Consider the following 17,523-nt stretch of genomic DNA (forward strand, 5'->3'; position numbering starts at 1 on the left):
GCAGGTGGATTTTTACTGCCTCACAATAATCTTTCTAGGCACAAGCTCAACACCTGGTTGATAACGCTTAGCTGTTGCATTTAATGCCAGTGCAAGAGCGCTATCGGCTATTAGCTCAAATTGTTGAGGTAATGAGTTGATTTTGACTGGTAAGAAGTCCAGCAGGCGATTGTCACCAAAGGTGGATAACTTAACTTGATCCATTACTTCAGGCTTATCCAATAAAACGTCAAGTACACCTTCTAACAAGGTGTATGATGTCGTAATGATTGCTTGAGGAAGATTTCCTTCAGCGATCCAGCCTTCCAACACTTTGCGGCCATCTTCTCTATTGAAGTGTTCGCCATAACCCACTACCGTTTCTAAGTCACCTTTCTGTGCAACTGAACGAAAGCCAAGCTCACGCTCCCGGGAAATGTTTAGTTCAGGCAAAGCACCGATTAGACCTACTTTAGTTACGCTGTCACTAATGATTGATGACGTAAGTTCAAATGCCGCGCCAAAATCTTCACTGATGACACAAGAAAAGTGTTCATCATCCAAAGGACGGTCAATTGCGATAACGGGTGTGCCTTTCTCTTGTAAATCTCGATAAAAGTCACTGGCTTCAGGAATGGCACTCGCAACAAAAAGCGCATCAACTTTGCGGCTTACTAAAGCTTGAACGACGCTTTTTTCTGTTGAGGGCTCATCATCCGAGCATGCAATCAATATTTGGTATCCGGCTGCGCGGGAGTTCTGTTCTAGCAGTTTGGCTAACCTAGCATAACTGGTGTTTTCTAAGTCAGGAATAATTAATCCAAACGAACGACTCTGCCCTGCTCTCAAGGTACTTGCAGCAAGGTCAGGACGGTAATTGTGTTCATCCACAACTGCCATTACCTTCTTCTGTGTTTTCTCACTGATTCTGTACTTTTGAGCCTTGCCGTTGATGACATAACTGGCGGTCGTTTTGGATACTCCAGCCAGTTTGGCTATTTCATCTAGTGTCATATGAACCTACATATTCTGTGCATTGGATCAAAAATCCTTAATGATGATCCTGACAATATTTGCATTATAAACTGAAACGATTCAGCATTAAAGCTGAAAGGATTCAGCAAAATTGAAAATTTGATAACGATTCGAATTTTGAATAACACAGCAAATGAAAATCTATTGTTTTTGGTTTGCTGAATTTTTTTAATAATTTGCTGAAACGATTCAGCTGCGCATTAACTGCTACTGAATTGGATAAGTAAACGAATTGAGGCGCTTATGCTCAAGCTAACAACAAAAGATATTTCGCTGCAGCAATCTTTCTCTGATAAGACAAGTGCAATTACATTTCTCGCTGAAGCTCTGACGAGTAAGGGCTTGGTGGAGAATGGCTACGTAGAGGGTATGCTGAACCGAGAAAACCAAAACTCTACTTTCCTAGGCAACGGTATTGCGATTCCTCACGGCACTACCGATACCCGTGAATTGGTTAAAACAACGGGTGTATCTATCGCCCACTTTCCTGAAGGTGTTGAGTGGGGTGACGGCAATACTGCTTATGTGGCTATAGGTATCGCCGCCAAGTCTGATGAGCACTTGGGGATATTGAAGCAACTCACAAAAGTGCTATCTGCAGATGGCATTGAAGCCAAGCTTAAACACGCAAAAACTGAAGATGAAATTATTGCGCTTCTGAATGGAGAAACGCAATTGGAGATCGATTTTGATCCGTCTCTCATTCAACTCAACTTCCCTGCCAGCGATATGGTTCAGATGTCAGCAGTTGCGGGTGGATTGCTCAAAAATACTGGTTGTGCTGATAGCGAGTTTGTTGCCAGCCTAGTCACTACTGCCCCAACCCATCTTGGCCGTGGAGTTTGGCTCGCAAGTTCAGATAAAGCCGTTATGCGCACTGGAATGGCTTTTGTTTCAACAGCCAACCATTGTGAGTATGAAGGCAAAGAAGTCAAAGCACTTATCGCGTTTGCTGCGTGTAACGATAGTCATAAATCCCAGTTGGATACTCTTAGCCAAATTGTTTTCGAAGGTAAGCAAAACGTACTCACCGACGCGACGACAGATCAATTGCTCAACTTATTTAAGTCAAATGAAACCGAGCTCCCTTCCAGTGAAGGGAGCGATAACAGCGCTGTCTTTGTTATTCGAAATGCCCATGGCTTGCATGCAAGACCTGGCGCAATGCTTGTCGCTGAAGCCAAAAAATTCGAATCGACCATCAAAGTTGCCAACCTTGATGGTGATGGTTCTACGGTTAACGCTAAAAGCTTGATGAAGGTGATCGCTTTAGGTGTCAAAAAGGGTCATCAACTTCAGTTTACTGCGGATGGTGCAGATGCACAGCAAGCTCTTGCGTCTATTGGTGCAGCCATCGACGCTGGCCTGGGCGAGAGCTAAGGAATCATTATGACGAACAAAGTCGTTACCATCACGTTGAATCCGGCACTTGACCTTACAGGCAGTTTATCAACTCTTAAACAGGGTTCCGTTAGCTTAGTTAATCAGAGTTCACTCCACGCCGCAGGTAAAGGTGTAAACGTTGCTAGAGTGCTATCCGATTTAGGTGCAGAAGTTACAGTCACTGGCTTTCTTGGCAAAGACAATCAGGAAATGTTCTCTCAGCTGTTTGAAGAGATGGGCGCTGATGACCAGTTCATTCGGGTCAGTGGTGCTACACGTATCAACGTCAAACTTGTCGAAGAGAATGGCAGCGTAAGTGACATCAATTTTCCAGGTATCAGCATCGACGAAGCGGCACTGAGTCAATTTGAAGACAAACTAGAAGAACTTGCTGAGAACCACAACTACTTTGTGCTGGCTGGGAGTTTGCCAAAAGGTGTTACTCCACAGCGTTGCGCTTCATGGGTTTCCTTCCTTGAGCAAAAAGGCAAAAAAGTCTTGTTTGATTCAAGCCGAGAGGCGCTAAAAGCCGGTATTGAATCTGCCCCTTGGTTGATTAAGCCTAATGATGAAGAGCTGTCTGACTATGCTGGAAAAACATTAATTTCTGCCCGTGAATGCCAGCAAGTAGCCGAAGATTTGAGTCAGCGTGGAATAGAAAACGTGGTCGTTTCCATGGGGGCTGAAGGCGTAATGTGGTTAAACCAGAATCAATGGATTCAAGCTCAGCCGCCGAGAATGGACGTCGTCAGCACCGTGGGTGCAGGCGATACGCTGGTCGCCGGTTTATGCTGGGGCCACATGAAATCTATGACGAAAACTGAACTCTTGTCTTTCGCTACCGCACTATCAGCCTTGGCTGTCAGCCAAGTCGGCGTTGGCGTCCCAGATATTAAACAAGTACATACCCTACAAGAACAAATCAAAATCAACCTGCTCTCTGATCAGAAAGCTTAAGGACAAAGGTCGAGATTATGAATATTGCGATTATTACAGCTTGCCCTAGCGGGGTTGCAAACAGCATCATCGCTGCCGGGCTTTTAGAAAAAGCCGCTAATCAACTCAAGTTCAGCGCCAAAATAGAATGCCAGTCCAGCGTATTGGCTGGTTACACACTATCAGCGGAAGATATTGCTAAAGCAGATGTAGTGGTCATTGCAACCAATACTCCTGTCGACACGTCGCGTTTTGTTGGTAAAAAGGTGTATCAAGCCTCTATCAATGAAGTCACCGAAAACCCGGCGGATTTTCTTCAACACGCGGTTAGCAATGCAACCGAGTTAAATGTTGAGAGTGTTCAGTCTGTAGCATTGTCTACAAACATTTCCGCTAAGAAGATTGTCGCTATTACTGCCTGCCCTACAGGCGTGGCTCACACCTTCATGGCTGCCGAAGCACTAGAAGATGAAGCTAAACGTCAGGGCCACCAAATCAAAGTCGAAACTCGCGGCTCAGTAGGTGCGAAAAACCAACTGACTGAGGCTGACATTTCTGACGCTGATCTGGTTATCATCGCTGCGGATATTGAAGTGCCACTCGATCGCTTCAATGGCAAACCTATGTACCGTACTAAAACGGGGCCAGCACTTAAAAAGACTGAGCAAGAGCTAAATAAAGCCTTCTCTGAAGCCACTATTTACCAGCATACAGGTTCTGGCGAGTCTGCGACTGTTGAAGATAAAAAAAGTGTATATAAGCATCTGATGACAGGTGTTTCGCATATGTTGCCTGTCGTTGTTGCTGGCGGTTTGATCATCGCGCTTTCATTCGTATTTGGTATTGAAGCATTTAAAGAAGAAGGTACGCTTGCCGCGGCGCTCATGACCATTGGTGGAGGTTCTGCCTTTGCTCTGATGATTCCAGTGCTTGCTGGTTTTATTGCATTCTCAATTGCCGATCGCCCAGGTCTTGCACCAGGCTTAATTGGTGGCATGCTTGCCAGTTCAACGGGTGCCGGCTTCCTTGGCGGGATCGCAGCTGGTTTTATTGCTGGTTACTCAGCGAAGCTCATCGCCGACAAAGTCCAACTTCCTCAATCGATGGAAGCACTGAAGCCGATTCTGATCATTCCTTTTGTTGCAAGTTTGTTCACTGGCCTAGTAATGATCTACATCGTTGGTGGTCCGGTTTCTGGCATCATGGCTGCGATGACAGAGTTCTTGAATAACATGGGCTCTGCTAACGCGGTATTACTTGGTGTTATCTTAGGTGCAATGATGTGTTTTGACCTTGGCGGTCCGATAAACAAAGCCGCGTACACGTTTGGTGTTGGCTTGCTGGCATCTCAAACTTACGCTCCTATGGCAGCGATCATGGCGGCTGGTATGGTACCTGCATTGGGTATGGGGCTGGCCACATTCTTAGCGCGCGATAAGTTTGAGCCGAGTGAACGTGAAGCAGGTAAAGCCTCCTTCGTATTAGGGCTTTGCTTTATCTCTGAAGGCGCTATTCCTTTTGCAGCGAAAGATCCGATGCGTGTTATCCCAGCCTGTATGGCAGGTGGCGCATTAACAGGTGCCCTTTCAATGTTGTTTGGCGCAAAACTGATGGCTCCTCATGGTGGTTTGTTTGTATTGCTTATTCCTAACGCTATAACTCCTGTTCTGATGTATCTAGTTGCTATAGCGGCAGGTACTGCACTCACTGGCTTTGGTTATGCATTTTTGAAGAATCGTTCAAATCAAGGTAAAGCAGAAACCGCTGCCGCTTAAACTTGTAAGCCAGTCTCCCCCAATCGACTTGGCTCAAGCCCTACTCATTGAGTAGGGCTTTTTTATTCCCGAATTTTTAAACACTTACCATTAATCAATGCATCATATTGCCCAGCATCTGAATCAATATCGTGGGATATTCCACACTGCTCACAGTAAAATCAATAAAATCTCATATAATTATTCACAGTATTATTAAGTAAATTTTTGGCGTCATTGGGGCGAAATGTTCAAGATAAATTCCCGCATTCTCCTGCAGTTCATGCTTGTATTCATCACCCTAGCCTTCGTGCCAACACTTTATTTTGCGAACGAGCTTTCTAAGGTCGAAGAAGATGCTCGTCAACAAGTTGATCGCCTGACACAAACAAAACTAGAATATGCGCGCTCTGAATTAAAATCGCACTCTTCTAAAATTCTTAAATCCGTAAAATTCCTTTCGAATAATGGCATCTTCCATCGCGCAGTATTGGAACCAAACGATATGAATCGCGGGGCATTACAGGACTTTTGGCTGCTAGTAGCCCGTACTCAAGGCTACTTTTCGCAACTTCGCTATTTGGACAACCATGGCCAAGAGTTGGTGCGAATTAATCATGGTCAACGAGCGAGTGTGGTTGTTCCTGAAGAGTTCCTACAAAACAAATTCCATCGGGATTATTTCAAGTTCGCTCAAAACCTGCCTGCAAATACGGTCGGAACTTTTGGTATTGATTTAGAGCGAGAAAATAATCAAATTGCCCAGCCGCTTACACCCAGTTTAAGGGTAATCGTCCCCATCGACATTCATTCAGAGCGTCGTGGCTACTTTATTGCAAATCTTGACTTTGACTATTTGTATCAACGCTTAGCGTATAACAAAGTGAATGACGATTTACCGGATGTCTTCAATTCTGATGGCTATTACGTCATGGCTAAAAACATGACAAACATAATGGGCCACATTGCGAAAGAAAACTCAGAGTTTAAATTAAGTAAGCTCTACCCTAAATTGTGGCGCCAACTTCAATTCAATGAGCATGGGACCCTATTTGAACAAGGCAAATGGTTATCTTACGTTAAAGCAGAACTTAATACCCTTGATAGACCACTGCACTTTATCCTCGTCGCTGAAGTCTCTCAGTACGACGCTGCTCAGCTTTACCTTGAGCGTAAGACTGAACTCTCAATTCAAGCCGCTTCTGTGTACATGATCATTTTGCTCATCGCGTTCAGTTTTGTTACGTGGAATTACAATCACACCAAAAATAGTATGGAAAGCCAAATTGCCCGTGCTGCAATGAATGGTATGTCAGCTATGCTGATCACCGATCGTCAGAACCGAATTATTAAGACGAATGAAGAGTTTACTCGAGTCAGTGGTTATACCTTTAAAGAGGTCAAAGGAAAGCAGCCTTCTTTCTTTGCTGCTAATAAACATGAACAAGAGTTCTACATTAATATGTGGAAGATTTTAGAAAAAGAAGGCTTGTGGGAAGGCGAAGTCGTTAACAAGCGTCGCGATGGTTCTCATATTACCGAGATACTGCGTATTCAGACAGTGACCGACAACAATGGGGTAATTCAGTTTTATGTTGCCTCTTTTGTCGACATCTCTCACCGTAAAGAACTCGAAAATCGCCTGAGAGAGATGAGTGAGAAAGACTCTATGACTGGTTTATGGAATAGACGTAAGTTTGATCAAGAAATGGCGGCGCAATGTGCAAAAAGTAAGCGCTATAGCCATGCTGAACCTACTTGTTTTGCTATTGTCGACATCGACCACTTCAAGCGTGTAAATGATAGATTGGGTCACGATGAAGGCGATAAAATTATTAAATCTGTCGGAACAGTCTTAAGTGATCATCTTCGAGAAACAGACTTCATTGCACGAATCGGTGGCGAAGAGTTTGCGATCATTATGCCCCACACTCGCATTCAAGAAGCGGAAATCGTCACAAACCGCCTGCGCACATCGGTATCGCTTCAACACGACGAGCAAATTACGGTCAGTGTTGGGGTAACTGATATGGATGGATCTGTCGAAAATACCTACAAGCGTGCTGACGTGGCATTGTATGAATCTAAGTCATTAGGTCGAAATTGTGTATCGATTCTTGACTCTGAAGAGATGGGTACTGTTGCCTAACTTTGGTGCAATGCATTTTGTTGGTGCAATGGGTGGTGCATTTTTTTAATACGAATCGTTGGCAGAGCGCGAAAACTCAACAAGTTGAATATTGGCTTGAAACTTGAAGTAGTCTTTCTGAAAGCACATAAACGCACTATTTCAGGGAGAAAGGCATGCAAGATACACTAGCGGTAGTCCTAGCAGGTGGGATGGGTTCGAGATTGAGCCCTTTGACTGACGATAGAGCAAAGCCAGCCGTTCCATTTGGAGGCAAGTATCGAATCATAGATTTTACACTCACCAATTGCCTACACTCCGGCCTTAGGAAAATTCTCGTTCTTACCCAATACAAATCCCACTCACTTCAAAAGCATTTACGTGATGGTTGGTCGATATTCAATCCGGAGCTTGGCGAGTTCATTTCTGTAGTTCCGCCGCAAATGAGAGGGGGCGGCAAATGGTATGAAGGTACCGCTGATGCCATCTACCACAATTTATGGCTACTTTCCCGCAGTGATGCAAAGTATGTTGTTGTTTTGTCTGGCGATCACATCTATCGAATGGATTACGCTGCAATGCTCGAAGAACATAAGCAAAATAATGCCAAGCTTACCATCGCTTGCATGGACGTAAGCCGTGATGAGGCCACTCAATTTGGTGTCATGGATACTGATGACAACGGCCTAATTACTTCATTTGTTGAAAAGCCTCTCGACCCACCATCGATTCCTGGCAAACCTGATCGCAGCTTGGCATCCATGGGAATCTACATCTTTGATATGGATGTATTAAGAGCCGCACTCGATGACGATGCTGAATGTCCTGACTCAAGTCATGACTTTGGTAAAGACATTATTCCTAAACTTATCAAGACAGAGTCGGTTTACGCTTACGATTTTTGTAATGATAAAGGTCGAGTAGCGAAAGATTGCTACTGGCGAGACGTTGGAACACTAGATTCGTTTTATGAAGCCAATATGGATTTGCTTGAGCCGGTTCCGCCCATGAACCTTTATCAGCCTGATTGGGCAGTAAGAACTTATGAAGCGCAATGCCCTCCTGCCCGCACTGTTTCTTCTGCAACTGGAAATGAAGGGATTTTTATTAATTCAATCATTGCGAATGGCGTAATTAATTCGGGTGGGTCTGTTCAGCACTCCGTGGTATCCCCCAATGTTCGAATTAACGACAGCGCTACTGTGGTCGACAGTATTCTTTTTGATGATGTTGAAGTTGGAGAAGGAAGCCAGTTAGTCAACTGTATTATTGATAAACACGTTAAGGTTCCACCATACACTCAAATTGGAATTAACAAAATTGAAGACGCCAAACGGTTCCATGTTTCGGAAAAAGGTGTTGTCGTTGTTCCTGAGAACTATCAATTTTCTTAAGTTAAAAAATAGCCCTCTTAATCTCATCGAGTTTAAGAGGGCTAATGTAAGAGACTGACTAGATCTCCTATAGGGGTATGTAAATCAAAAACTTGTATCTTGTTTTGTTTACACGAGGAATTATGCTGTTACTGGTTTGATAAAAAAACAGTAATTATTTAACTGTCCCTTTCCTCTTTTGTGTTTTCAACTCACCAGCTTTAATCCTGTCGGTGTTTCATTAAAGTGTCTTTTGTACTCACGCGAGAATTGAGAAACACTGTTATAACCAACTAGTCTTGCTGCATCATTCACTTTCTTACCTTCTAGCTGGATGAGTTCTTTCGCTTTGTTTAAACGCACCTTTTTAATGTACTGAATAGGTGATTCAAGTGTGATCTGACGAAAAGCGCTGTGGAAGGCAGACATACTCATGTTGGCCTCTTCAGCAAGGTGTTGTACAGAGAGGGTTTCGCTATAGCTTCTATGGACTTTATCCAAAGCTTTGGCGACGCGAGCATATTGACCTTCATGGTGGGCTAAATCAAACAACACATGCCCTTCACTACTAGTCAAGGCACGATAGGCCAACTCTTCTTTAAGAGATTCACCTAACAGTGATAGCTCAACTGGATTACACAACGCGCGTACGATTCGTTTGCAGGTATCCAGCATAGAATCTTCCATACTGACAGAACGCAAACCACAGGTGTAATGTGGTTGTTCTTTGTGAGGAGCGTATCCAAGTGATTCAAGCTTATTAACGTGACGATGTAACATCTGAGGGTCAATATCGACAGTTAACCCAAGAAGTGGCTCGCCATTTGTTGGGAACGCCTCACACTCTAAAGGCATAGGCACACCAACGACTAAGTAGTCATTTGGCCCATACTTTACCGGCTCACTGCCAATATGAATAATCTTGTTTCCTTGCCCCAACACAATCACACCAGACTGATAAATAAAAGGCTGGCGAGTGTTTCCAGTGCTACTGCGATAAAACCAAACTCCGTCAAGACCGGTCTTTCTTACTCCTTCGAGGTCATTCAGATTATGGGTATCAACATACTGCTGCATTAATTGGGCGAGTGTCATATCACCTCCTGTCAATTTTCAATAAGAATATACAAAAAGTAGAAATAGGCAACATAAACAGAGGATTCGATATTTTTAAAACGCCTTTTCAGTACTATTATGCATTCAAACAATGAAGTGTTTCCAAGCTCGGGACACAAAATCAGTCTGCCCTATCAGGCGTCAACTGAAGCAAGAGGAATGACAATGCAATTTACTTACGCTAACCCTACCCAGATTCTGTTTGGTCAAGGTCAAATCAGTGCCATTCAATCATCGATTCAACCGCAAGATAAAGTTCTCGTCATTTATGGCGGAGGTTCTATTAAACGTAACGGCGTTTATGATCAGGTTTCTGAGGCACTGAACGGTCATCAATGGGTTGAGTTTTCAGGCGTTGAACCAAACCCAACAAAAGAAACACTTGATAAAGCGGTCGCGATTGTTAAAGAGCAAGGCATTAACTTCATCCTTGCTGTTGGTGGCGGTTCTGTTATTGATGGCTCTAAATACGTTGCGGCGGCTGCCAAGTATGATGGTGACGGCTGGGATATCCTAACGGGCAAGCATCAAGTTTCTGAAGCAACACCACTTGGCGCAGTATTAACACTTCCAGCAACTGGCTCTGAATCCAATATGGGTGCTGTGATTACAAAAGCTGAAACGCAGGATAAGCTCGCGTTCCTTAGCCCATTTGTACAGCCAAAATTTGCGGTTATGGACCCGGATGTGATGAAGACTCTGCCTGAAAAGCAACTAATCAACGGTATTGTTGATGCTTGGGTACACGTATGTGAGCAATACCTGACTACAAAACATGGCGCAATGGTTCAAGATGGCTATGCAGAGACTCTACTTCGCACTCTTAAGAAGCTCGGCGAAGACTTTGACAATCGTGACGATGACGCATGGCGTGCAAATCTCATGTGGTCAGCAAACCAGGCTCTGAATGGTCTCATCGGCAGCGGGGTACCGCAAGACTGGGCGACTCACATGATCGGCCACGAGCTGACAGCACTTTGGGGTGTTGACCACGCTCGCTCTCTGGCCATCGTACAGCCTTCTCTTCTTCGCAACCAATTAGTTCACAAACGTGCCAAACTGGAACAAATGGGCGTGAATGTATTTGGTCTAGAACTGGGTAATGACCTAGCTGAGCGTACCATTGATGCAATAGAAAGTTTCTATCAGACAATGACAGTCTCAACACAGTTAACTGAGCATGGCAGTGATAAACAAAGCGCGATCGACTCGGTAGTGAGTCAGTTAGAACTTCATGGCATGAAAGCATTAGGTGAAAATCAAGCAATCACTCTAAAGGAAAGCCGCGAAATATTGACTCAGGCTATTGCTTAGTTAACACCCTGTTAGTACGCTAAAAAGCAGCAATATTGCTGCTTTTTTTATATGGGTGAAAAGAGAAATGTGGCTGCTGATCCTAACACTGTGTGCTGTACATGTCTGGAGTATTGAGCGTGGCCCTCGGTGGCTGTTTTATGCCACCAAAACTTTACCAATTTTACTCATGGCTGTTGTGTTAATCTCACTGTATGAGGTGGTTGGTCAATACGCTTTATGGATGGCAGTAGGATTACTTGTTTCTGTTGTTGGCGACCTGCTACTCATGCACCCGAAAGATAGATTTGTCCAAGGGTTAACGGTTTTCCTACTGGTACATTTTATCTACTCTTTCGCTTTTTATACTCAACTCGATGGATTGATAAATTGGTGGCTACCACTACTACTTTTATCGGTTGGTATTATTGTTTTCTTACTACTGCTCCCCACTCTCGGAAATATGAAGCTTCCTGTAGCCTTCTATTCATTAGGTATTCTCGGAATGGCTTGGGCTGCGATTGAGTATTGGCGAGTGGATCATGCACAGTCAGCGGCGTTTGCTGTCATGGGCGCGTTGATTTTTATAACCTCAGACATTGTGTTAGCCGTAGACCGATTCCGATCTAGTTCAGCTTTCTCGCGTCATGTGATTATGATTACCTACTACACCGCACAATTGTTGCTGACATTATCTGTGGTTGCCTACAGAGCTTAAGAATTATAAGTGGAAACGATAAATCAAATCATCATAGAGTTTGCCACCAATTCGATACGCGTTTTCTTCCCTTTCTACTAACTCAAATCCTGCCTTTTCGAGCACTTTGCACGAAGCTACGTTACCATCAGTCACGATAGCGTTAATGTTCTTTACCGCAGGTAGAGAGCTCTTTACGTGAGCGATTAATGCCAGTAAGGACTCTGTCCCTATACCTTTTCCATGAAACTCTGGAAGCAGTAAATAGCCTATTTCGACAGAATCATCAGATTCATCTTCAATGCACAAACCTGTTACGCCTATGGGCTGATTGTTTTGGCTATCTCTAATGACAAGGCATAGCCAATGTCCGCTGCCCCACTCCCACACAGGTAATCTCGATTCAAATCGTTGGCGAATATCTTCAAGTTCAGGTTGGTCAAACGCGTAACGAATCACTTCTTCTTCTTGGTGTAAGCGTAAGAAAAGTGGCCAATCTGTTTCCGTAATCTGACGCATCGAAAGTCGAGGAGATGCAATTTCTATCATAGTTCTACCTAGTCAACCAATTGATTCAACGCTTGTTTTGAGCTTTCTATCAGCGATAAAAGCTTATCTTTATCCGCCAAATAATCACTAACTGGCTGCTGAGATTTCTCTATACCCAAACAAGCGTCAAACAATGCTAGCAGACCCAAGCTTCCTGCTGAACCTTTCAACTTGTGTGCGAGTTGTTTTATTTGATTCGGGTCATCTTGCTCAGCGGCTGTTTGCATAAGATTCAATGTTTCGTCAGCACTCTTATCAAACAGGGTGATGATTTCTTTCATTTTTTCGTTCCCAAGAATGAGAGAATCTTTACTGACAACGCTTATATCGATGATGCGTGAGGTCACGGGCTGGTAACTTTGCGCAAGATCCGATTGCTCAAGTAACAGCGAGTGACCTTGCAGACTGGAGTTAATCATATGACAAAGTGCATCTTTATCTAAAGGTTTAGGCAGGTAGCCATCGAACCCTGCAGCAAGGTAGCTTTGCACTTCTTCATCGTAAACGTGAGCTGAAATTGCAACCATTGGAGTGACATTGTCACTTTTAATTCGTTTCAATTTGTCTAACAGCTCTACGCCATTGCAGTCAGGGAGGTTGATATCAAGCAAAGCGATATCAAAATCATGCTGAGAATAAATCTCCTCAGCGGAATAGCCATCATTCGCCGTCGTTACTTCGTGACCTAGACTTTCTAAAAAGCCTTCCGCTACTAGGCAATTAACTGGGTTATCTTCCACCAGCAGTACTTTCGCTTTTAGCGTTGAACCAACATTAAGATCTTTAGATTGAACCTTGCTGCCTTGGGACAAAGGAACACTAAAACTGAATCGACTCCCCTGTCCTACTTCAGATTCGAGCTGTAGGGATCCTCCCATGGCTTCGACAATACGTTTGCTAATAGCGAGACCAAGGCCCGTACCACCTTTGCTATTCATACCACCAGAAGCCTGAGTAAACGCATCGAACAAAGTCTCTTGCTCTTCCTGACTGATACCTATGCCAGTATCAGAAACTTCGAACAACACCTGACCGTCTTGGTCAGGATCATAGGTTACGTAAATATCAACGTGGCCTTGCTCTGTAAATTTAACAGCATTGCCGACTAGATTAGTTAACACTTGGCTAATACGAGTTACGTCACCATATAAAAACTGACTGACATCGCTTTCTATCAAGGTACTGATTTCGATGTCTTTTTCTTTAGCTCTGCCATCAAGCAACTGCTGAACGTCTTCCACCATGTCAAAAAGGTTGAAGTCCACTGGCCGTATTTCTAGGTGGCCCGCTTCAATCTTCGAATAATCAAGGACGTCATTCAGGATCGCAAGTAATGTGGTACCGCTACGATTGATCACATCCACAAAATGGCCTTGTTTCGAGTTCAACCCAGTTTCTTTAAGCAATCTAGCTGTACCAAGCACCCCGTTCATTGGTGTGCGGATTTCATGACTCATCGTAGCTAAGAACGCCGTTTTTGCTCGGCTCGCTTGCTCCGCTTGTCGGCGCGCTTTAGCATGGTTGAGTACTTCGTGATTTAGGCGTTTGTTAGTATCTTGCAATTGGTGAGTGCGCTCGGTGACAAGCTCTTCAAGGTGTTCTTTATGTTCTTGTAACTCTCGCTTCGCTTTTGCTTCACTTTCTGCGACTACTTTCAATGATTGAGCCGTATTTCTCGCTGTGATGATAGCTTGACCCATATGCGCTAGCTCATCATTGCCTTTCACAGTGATATCGACTTTCAGCTGCCCTTGTGCGATAGACGACAATGCGGACGAGTATTCTGCTAAGCGTTTGAGTACCGATACATAAACCACTTTCCAAACGATCAAAATGACGATCAGCATACCTAAAACCGTAATGATCGTCAGGCTGAGTTGAGCATAATTTAATGTCGTTTTGAGCTTGTCCACTGCTCGTGTCGTAGCCTGGTTTGAATCATCCACTAATTTGTTTACTGTCGTATTCAGCGCTGAAAATTGTATCAGCGTGTCCTGCATTAGCTGTTGTGATGAGCGTTCGTTTTGGTAGCGTTGATGCAAAACGTCAAAGACGACCTCGCCTTTTTCCAATTGCGTTAATAGTTCAGCCATTTGTATCGAACGTGTTGGATCTTCTACCGCTCGCACTCGGCGTTTCATGATCTCAAGGTTACTGACGAACTCTACTCTAACCGTATGGATACGATCGATATCCGAAATTGTGCGCGCTTCTTCAATGTGGTTAAGCATTTTAAATGCAAGTAAGTGTAATTCGTGCAGCCTTTCTGCTAGATCTAAATCCACTTCAACGAGCGTGTCTAAAGCTTGGTATGCTTGGGACGTTTGCGCATTTTCTATCAAATCGTAAATATGGGTGACATTCGCAATGGCAATAGTACTGGTATTGGAAACCTGCGTACGCGTCAACTCTTCTAGTTCAGATGCTTGCTCACGGAGTTCCACTGTCCGCGTGCTTAATTCTTTTTCAAGAACCAGTTTCTTCTCTACAACGATACCCAGCTCGACCAAAGTATCGATTACGGTTTGAACGTCAGCTTCCAGTGTGCTTAATAGTTTGGAATCAAAAGAATCTGAACCGAGCTGTTTGATATGTTGAAGTAAACTTTCCAGCTGAGAAAACAACTCTTTACCCGCCTTTTGGCGCTGAAGTTCGGATTTAGAATTTGAGAGGGTTTGCACAGAAGCTATGATTCGTGAACTCAGTTCAGACACTTGTCTAGCTTCAATCATTGAAGGGATTGCGGAATTCACAACATTCCTTTCGGTCTTGGCGACCGAGGAGAAGCCGAACACACCAATCAACGCGGATATGAGTACTAGCAGCGCCATTGCGAGAAAAGCAAACAGCAACTTCCGACCAATACTGGCTTTAGCAAGTAACATTAAGTAAATACACTTCTTTGCATTGTGGGAATACGCTATATTTTGCAGTGTTTATGTAACGAATACCAACGATATACATCATGCTTCCAGCTTTCTCCCTAAAACGACTGTTTATAATGTCTCTTGCGGTGTGCTCCTTCATACCGACTTCTTTGTCTGCCGCTGAAGCACCTCTAAGACTGTGCGCGCTTTACCCCCACCTTAAAGACTCTTATTGGCTTTCTGTTAACTATGGCATGGTAGACGAGGCTAAGAAGCTTGGGGTTGATTTAAAAGTGTTTGAAGCCGGCGGATACCCAAATCAGACTAAACAAAAAGAACAACTTCAGAACTGCCAGCGATGGAAAGCGGACGCCATTATCTTGGGCACAGTCGCCCCTGATCTATACATGAACAATTTGCGCCAATTCGCAGTTGATATTCCTGTTTTTGCGAGTGTTAATGAACTGATTTTGGGTAGCCATTCAAGAGAACAGCTCAAAGGCGAAGTTGGCGTCGATTGGTATTGGATGGGTTATTACACGGGGCAGTATTTGAAGGATAAACACCCCCGAGGTTCTGGGACTAAAAATATTGTTTTACTCCCTGGTCCGGATTCTAGCGGTGGAACTAAGCCTGTTATCCGTGGCTTTCTCAGTGCTATTGAAGACAGTGATATTCAGATTGTTGAAACCTACTGGGCAGATAATGACAAAGAGCTTCAGCGAAACCTTGTTCAGCAATCAATCGAGCGCGAAGACCTAGATTATATAGTTGGCAGTGCTGTAGCGATTGAAGCGGCGATCAGCGAATTAAGGACAGCAGGAAAAACAGATCGGATAGGACTAATTTCAACTTACCTCAGTCACGGCGTTTACCGCGGCCTGCTGAGAAATCGCGTAGAATTTGCGCCTACTGACAAAATGGTTAAACAAGGTCGATTATCTGTAAAACAAGCGGTAAGCTATCTGAAAGGTCAACCTTACGAGAAAAGTGAAGCTCCGATCATTGAGGCACTGACACCTGAAAACTTAAAACCTCAGGTGATATCGGATTCTTTGTCTCCATCAGAGTATCGACCAACATTTTACGTAAATAATTAGAAATATTAGGGAACAATCTAGAATGCAGAAAACAACTCGCACTATGCCTGCACACAAACATGTTGCTCTTGTTGCGCATGACAACTGTAAACCAGAGCTACTTCGCTGGGTTACTGAGCACAAAGAGAAGCTTCAGCGCCACTTTCTGTACGCTACCGGCACAACAGGCTCCATGCTGAGTAAAGAAACAGGCCTAGCGATAAAAAGCATGATTTCTGGACCGATGGGCGGTGACCAACAACTTGGCGCTCTGATTTCGGAAGGAAAAATCGATATGCTTATCTTCTTCTGGGATCCACTCAATGCTGTACCGCATGACCCTGATGTAAAAGCCCTACTCCGTATCGCCAGTGTATGGAACATCCCTGTCGCCACTAACCGTGCAACGGCAAACTTCCTAATCGAGTCTGACTTAATCGAATCCGAAGTCGACATCGAAATCCCAGATTACGAAGCTTATCTTGCAGATCGAACATAAAGTTTTCTTAGGAGGGCTTTATGTGACTAAGTCCTCCCACTCAAATAAAACCTTGCACAGTTGTGTTAAAATTTACAGTATTCGTTGGCTTCATATTCCGGAAATGTAATCGATGAAGAAATATGAATTTGTTGTTCAAGATATTATTAGTAAAATCTCTCAAAAATTAATATCCGAGAAATTACCTACTGAAAGAGAATTATCTGAATCCTATAACGTATCTAGATTTACCATTAGAAAGGCTTTAGAAAAGCTTCAATCAATTGGTATTATATATATAAAGTCTGGTTCAGGAATTTACATATACAAAAATTTGGATAGTAGCCCGCTAATATATAACTCTATTACTGAAAAACGTTTCAATGAAATCTCTTATAAGAAAATAAAGATAAACAAAAGATTAACCGACAGCCAAGAAAAACAAGCATTTTTACTTGATGACAATGATTATATATGGAATTTGAAAAGGCTTAGGTTAATTGATGGTAAAGTCACTCAGATAGAAGAAACTAAAATACCTGTGAAAATGTTTCCCAAAATGAGTGATGAGATTGTTGAACATTCTCTACAAAAGCATGCCATAGAGCTTGGGCTAAAGATTGAGAAGTATCTCACCACTTATCGCGCGATAAACATCTCTGCTGAGGACGCCAAACTATTTGGCTGTAAACGATCCACTGCTGCAATGAACATTACCAATCGCGGTTTTTTAAAGTCCGGTGAGGTGTTTATTGTCAGCAATGTTATCGATATCGATTACCAATGTACTTACCATACCCCTTTCAATACTGAAGACATTGAATTTAGAGAAAAAAATAGCCGCTAAAGCGGCTAT

At 43.5% G+C, this 17,523-nt stretch carries 14 protein-coding genes; 10 read left to right on the forward strand and 4 right to left on the reverse strand.

Going from position 1 to position 17,523, the window contains the following annotated elements; all coding sequences use genetic code 11:
• Nucleotides 1–12 precede the first annotated feature (12 nt).
• Entirely contained in the window at nt 13–993 is a 981-nt protein-coding gene (gene cra / locus IX95_RS20830) for a catabolite repressor/activator (protein WP_038163717.1), read from the reverse strand.
• A 264-nt stretch (nt 994–1,257) separates the two neighbouring features.
• Between cra and fruB the strand changes: the two genes are divergently transcribed.
• The 5 genes from fruB (at nt 1,258) to glgC (ending at nt 8,609) form a co-directional block, all read left to right on the forward strand.
• On the forward strand, nt 1,258–2,394 hold the full coding sequence (gene fruB / locus IX95_RS20835) for a fused PTS fructose transporter subunit IIA/HPr protein (protein WP_038163720.1): 1,137 nt from the start codon (nt 1,258–1,260) through the stop codon (nt 2,392–2,394).
• A 9-nt stretch (nt 2,395–2,403) separates the two neighbouring features.
• A complete protein-coding gene (gene pfkB / locus IX95_RS20840; protein WP_021455482.1) occupies nt 2,404–3,354 on the forward strand; it encodes a 1-phosphofructokinase in 951 nt (316 codons plus the stop codon).
• Between the two features lie 17 nt (nt 3,355–3,371).
• Nucleotides 3,372–5,108 (forward strand): PTS fructose transporter subunit IIBC, encoded by a 1,737-nt coding sequence (fruA, locus tag IX95_RS20845; protein WP_038163723.1) that lies wholly within the window; start codon nt 3,372–3,374, stop codon nt 5,106–5,108.
• 226 nt (nt 5,109–5,334) lie between these two features.
• Nucleotides 5,335–7,236, forward strand: coding sequence for a sensor domain-containing diguanylate cyclase (locus IX95_RS20850; protein ID WP_038163726.1), 1,902 nt, complete (start codon nt 5,335–5,337; stop codon nt 7,234–7,236).
• A 155-nt stretch (nt 7,237–7,391) separates the two neighbouring features.
• Nucleotides 7,392–8,609, forward strand: coding sequence for a glucose-1-phosphate adenylyltransferase (glgC, locus tag IX95_RS20855; RefSeq protein ID WP_006960969.1), 1,218 nt, complete (start codon nt 7,392–7,394; stop codon nt 8,607–8,609).
• Nucleotides 8,610–8,795: 186 nt separating this feature from the next.
• Here the strand turns inward: glgC and IX95_RS20860 are convergent, their stop codons facing one another.
• Nucleotides 8,796–9,683, reverse strand: coding sequence for an AraC family transcriptional regulator (locus IX95_RS20860; protein ID WP_038163729.1), 888 nt, complete (start codon nt 9,681–9,683; stop codon nt 8,796–8,798).
• Between the two features lie 186 nt (nt 9,684–9,869).
• Between IX95_RS20860 and IX95_RS20865 the strand changes: the two genes are divergently transcribed.
• Together IX95_RS20865 and IX95_RS20870 are read left to right on the forward strand one after the other, a co-directional pair.
• Entirely contained in the window at nt 9,870–11,018 is a 1,149-nt protein-coding gene (locus IX95_RS20865) for an iron-containing alcohol dehydrogenase (RefSeq protein ID WP_038163731.1), read from the forward strand.
• Nucleotides 11,019–11,085: 67 nt separating this feature from the next.
• A complete protein-coding gene (locus IX95_RS20870; protein ID WP_038163734.1) occupies nt 11,086–11,715 on the forward strand; it encodes a lysoplasmalogenase in 630 nt (209 codons plus the stop codon).
• Between the two features lie 3 nt (nt 11,716–11,718).
• On the opposite strand, the gene IX95_RS20875 is transcribed toward IX95_RS20870, so the two are convergent.
• Nucleotides 11,719–12,243 (reverse strand): GNAT family N-acetyltransferase, encoded by a 525-nt coding sequence (locus tag IX95_RS20875; protein WP_038163735.1) that lies wholly within the window; start codon nt 12,241–12,243, stop codon nt 11,719–11,721.
• Nucleotides 12,244–12,251: 8 nt separating this feature from the next.
• The gene (torS, locus tag IX95_RS20880) at nt 12,252–15,128 is read right to left on the reverse strand and encodes a TMAO reductase system sensor histidine kinase/response regulator TorS (RefSeq protein WP_038163737.1); all 2,877 of its coding nucleotides are present in this window, start codon (nt 15,126–15,128) and stop codon (nt 12,252–12,254) included.
• A gap of 116 nt (nt 15,129–15,244) precedes the next feature.
• Here torS and torT point away from each other — a divergent pair, with 116 nt between their 5' ends.
• The 3 genes from torT (at nt 15,245) to IX95_RS20895 (ending at nt 17,514) form a co-directional block, all read left to right on the forward strand.
• A complete protein-coding gene (torT, locus tag IX95_RS20885) occupies nt 15,245–16,210 on the forward strand; it encodes a TMAO reductase system periplasmic protein TorT (protein ID WP_235202656.1) in 966 nt (321 codons plus the stop codon).
• A gap of 22 nt (nt 16,211–16,232) precedes the next feature.
• The gene (locus IX95_RS20890) at nt 16,233–16,688 is read left to right on the forward strand and encodes a methylglyoxal synthase (RefSeq protein ID WP_006960955.1); all 456 of its coding nucleotides are present in this window, start codon (nt 16,233–16,235) and stop codon (nt 16,686–16,688) included.
• Nucleotides 16,689–16,800: 112 nt separating this feature from the next.
• Nucleotides 16,801–17,514, forward strand: a complete 714-nt coding sequence (locus IX95_RS20895) for a GntR family transcriptional regulator (protein WP_006960954.1) — start codon at nt 16,801–16,803, stop codon at nt 17,512–17,514.
• Nucleotides 17,515–17,523: the final 9 nt, after the last annotated feature.

It is taken from the genome of Vibrio sp. B183, assembly GCF_000740665.1.
Lineage (GTDB): Bacteria > Pseudomonadota > Gammaproteobacteria > Enterobacterales > Vibrionaceae > Vibrio > Vibrio coralliilyticus.